The 3,193-nt window shown below is 59.9% G+C and carries 1 protein-coding gene and 2 pseudogenes; 2 read left to right on the top strand and 1 reads right to left on the bottom strand.

Going from position 1 to position 3,193, the window contains the following annotated elements:
* Positions 1–207 precede the first annotated feature (207 nt).
* On the top strand, positions 208–1,626 hold the full coding sequence (locus D0Z70_RS24235; protein ID WP_119750764.1) for an ISNCY family transposase: 1,419 nt from the start codon (positions 208–210) through the stop codon (positions 1,624–1,626).
* A 249-nt stretch (positions 1,627–1,875) separates the two neighbouring features.
* Positions 1,876–2,679 (top strand): annotated as a pseudogene (locus D0Z70_RS25920) (IS30 family transposase); the annotation flags it as partial.
* Between the two features lie 96 nt (positions 2,680–2,775).
* Here D0Z70_RS25920 and D0Z70_RS25915 read toward each other — a convergent pair.
* Positions 2,776–3,153: pseudogene (locus D0Z70_RS25915) on the bottom strand (recombinase family protein); the annotation flags it as partial.
* Between the last annotated feature and the right edge of the window lie 40 nt (positions 3,154–3,193).

The following is a 3,193-nucleotide window of genomic DNA, read 5'->3' as shown; positions in this document are numbered from 1 at the left end:
CTGGGAGAGCAAATCAAGCTCCTCAAGGCCCGATAGATTTTGCCATCCAGGGTGGGGCTCGCCCCACCCTGGATGAAATGCTACGCATCCCATGGATGTCGCGCTTCAAATCGAAACCGCCCAGCAACGTTCAAATGTCACAGTCGCGCAAAGTAGAGATGTCTCACTTGGGCTACCGTGCCCTCCGGCTGTTCGGAGGTATTGAGCATGGCGGTGTTGCGTATGAGTACCGAGGAGCTTTCGCGGGTCGAGACGTTGATGCATGTGGTTTCAGGTCGCATGACCGTCACCGAGGCCGCAAGGCTGATGAGCGTCAGCCGCCGCCACGCCCATCGACTGTTGACGCGTTACCTTGACGATGGATCATCCGGGCTTTTGTCGCGCCGCCGTGGTCGACCAAGCAACCGGCGCTTGGATGATGGTATTCGAGATCAGATTGTCGCACTGGTTCGGACCCATTATCATGATTTTGGTCCTACCCTGGCTGCCGAGTATCTGGCCGAGCGGCATGACCTCCGGATCTCGCGAGAGAAGCTGCGGCAGATGATGATCGAGGCCGGGATTTGGAAGGATCGTCAAGCCCGTCGCCCTCGCCCGTATCAGCCGCGGTACCGGCGTGATTGCCGTGGCGAGCTGATCCAGATCGACGGCTCGAAGCATTGGTGGTTTGAAGACCGCGGCCCGCAATGCACCCTGCTCGTCTATATCGACGACGCGACCAGCGAACTGATGCACCTCAGGATGGTCGAGAGCGAGAGCACCTTCGCTTACATGGAGGCGACCCGCGCGTATATCGAACGGCACGGCAAGCCGGTGGCCTTTTATTCCGACAAGCACAGCGTTTTCCGGAACGCGCGGGCCAGCGCCGCTCGTGGCGACGGCATGACGCATTTTGGTCGCGCGCTCGATGCTCTGAACATCGAGATCATCTGCGCCAACTCGCCGCAGGCCAAGGGCCGGGTCGAACGGGCCAATGCCACCTTGCAGGATCGCCTGGTCAAAGCAATGCGCCTGGAAGGCATCTCATCGATCGAGGACGCCAACACCTTCCTCGACAGCTATAGGACCAAGCACAACGAGCGGTTCGCCCGACCCGCCTTCGATGCCCGCGATCTGCACCGCCCCCTCGCCCCGCATGACGATCTGCGCTCCATCATGGTCTGGCGTGAGCAGCGGACCGTGACGGCGGCGCTGACGCTGCATTACAACAAGGCAATGTTCATTCTGGAGCCGAACGATGTCAGCCTGAATCTGGCGCGCAAGCGGGTGACGGTCTGTGAATATCCCGACGGTCGATTGGAGATCGAGCATGAGGGCCATGTCCTGCCCTATCGTCAGTTCGACAAGATGCGGCAGGTGAACCAGCCTGCCATTGTCGAGAACAAGCATCTGGACGCGGCGTTGCTGCTGGCCAGGCAGATGCAGGCGATCATGCCGCATCATCGCAAACGCAACAATGACGCCCCTGCCCGCCGTGACCAGCCCATGCATCTCTTTCCCGAGCCAGAACCGCCACCAAAGATCGACCGCCGCACACTGGGCGGCTCGAAGCTCAAGCGCGGTCCCAGGCTGAGTGATGAGGCGTTGCGCGAACGCGGCACGCTCAGGTTCGTGCAGAGGACATGACCGGGCCCACTGCAGGGCAGCGGGTCCATGGTCCACCACCCCGAGGTCAGCGCATCAGCAGGGGCTGCGCTGCGCTGTTTCGATGGCTCCACGCAGCCCCTGCTGTCCTCAACGTGTGACATTTCTATATGGCGGAGATAGTGACTTTTCTAATTAGCAGGAACAAATCTTTTGGCGGGTGGATTCTAGATCGAAGTGCGAAATCCTAGGATTTATAGGGGTTTGATCCCTTTTCCAGGAAGGAACATGATGAACGGCTATCAGCATCTGGGTTTGGACGAGCGGCGACAGATTTATCAATTGGCTGTAACCGGACGGTCCGTGCTGCAGATCTCAGCAGCGCTGCAGCGCTGCAGCGCTGCAGCGACATCGTTCGACCATCTATCGTGACCTCAAGCGCAACCGGCATCTCGATGACGAGCCAATGTTTCGTGGCTATTTTCCGACCGCCGCACAAACAATGGCCGACAGGCGCCGGGTGCGTGGTGGCAAGATTGCCCGAAAGCCCGAGCTTGCCGCCTATATCGCCGACCGCTTGTCAGCAGCTTCTTCGCCCGAGCAGATTGCGGGATATCTTCGACGCCATCGCGGTATTCGTGAAGCCGTCTGTCATGAGACCATCTACCTGTTCGTCTATGGGCCGGACGGACGAAGCCAGGGCCTGTGGCGCCTTCCGCCTGTTGCCCGCCGATCCCGATGGCGACGCTATGCGCGCAAGCCGCGCGGTCTGCATATCCCCTTGGCCAACACCATTGGCAAACGCCCTTCCGAAATCGGTAATCGCAGGAGCTTTGGTCATCGGGAAGGCGCCTGATGACCTTCAGGTTGGAATATGGCAAAGCCAACCTCACCTCGCTGGTCGAGCGCCGCAGCCGGTTTACTGTCGTCGCCCGCAATCCCAGGCGGCTTTCTGCCGGCGTCATGTCGGGAATCCAGCACCACTTGCACATGCTGCCCCTTTCCCCGCGTCAGAGCATCACCTTTGACCGGGGAACGGAATTTTCTGCCTTTGCGACACTTCAGAAGAAACTCGCGATGACGAGCTATTTCTGCGAAGCGGCACCCAATCGAAGCACACCGTTTTGCGCNCCGCCTTGCCTTGGCGCGCGCCGCGTCAAGCATGCGTGTTCGCAAAATGCCAAGCTCAAACTCGCTGATGCTGCCCTTCATGCCCAACAACAATCGATCGTTTGGTCGACAGGGATCGTATACCCCGTCGAGATCGATCACGCGCGCTTCAACCAGGCCACACAGCTCCAAAAGGTGGTGCCAGTCCCGGCCATTACGGTAAAGGCGCGATGCGTCCAAGCAAAGCACCGCGCCAACCTTGCCCGTGCACAGGCCGCTGGCCAGTCGTTCGAAACCGGGGCGGTCGACAGTGCCGCTGGCGGTCCGACCAAGGTCATCGTCGATCACCTCGACATCGTGAAATCCCCAGCGTCGCGCAACATCGACAAGCTCATATTGTCGGCGCTGGCTCTCCAGGTTGTTCTGGACCTGACCCGGGGTCGACTGTCGGACATACACCACAGCTTTGCGCTTGAGCACCGTGACTGGAAGGAGATCA

The sequence above is a fragment of the Sphingobium terrigena genome (assembly GCF_003591655.1).
Classification (GTDB): Bacteria; Pseudomonadota; Alphaproteobacteria; order Sphingomonadales; family Sphingomonadaceae; genus Sphingobium; species Sphingobium terrigena.
This window is presented reverse-complemented; position numbering and strand designations above follow the sequence as displayed.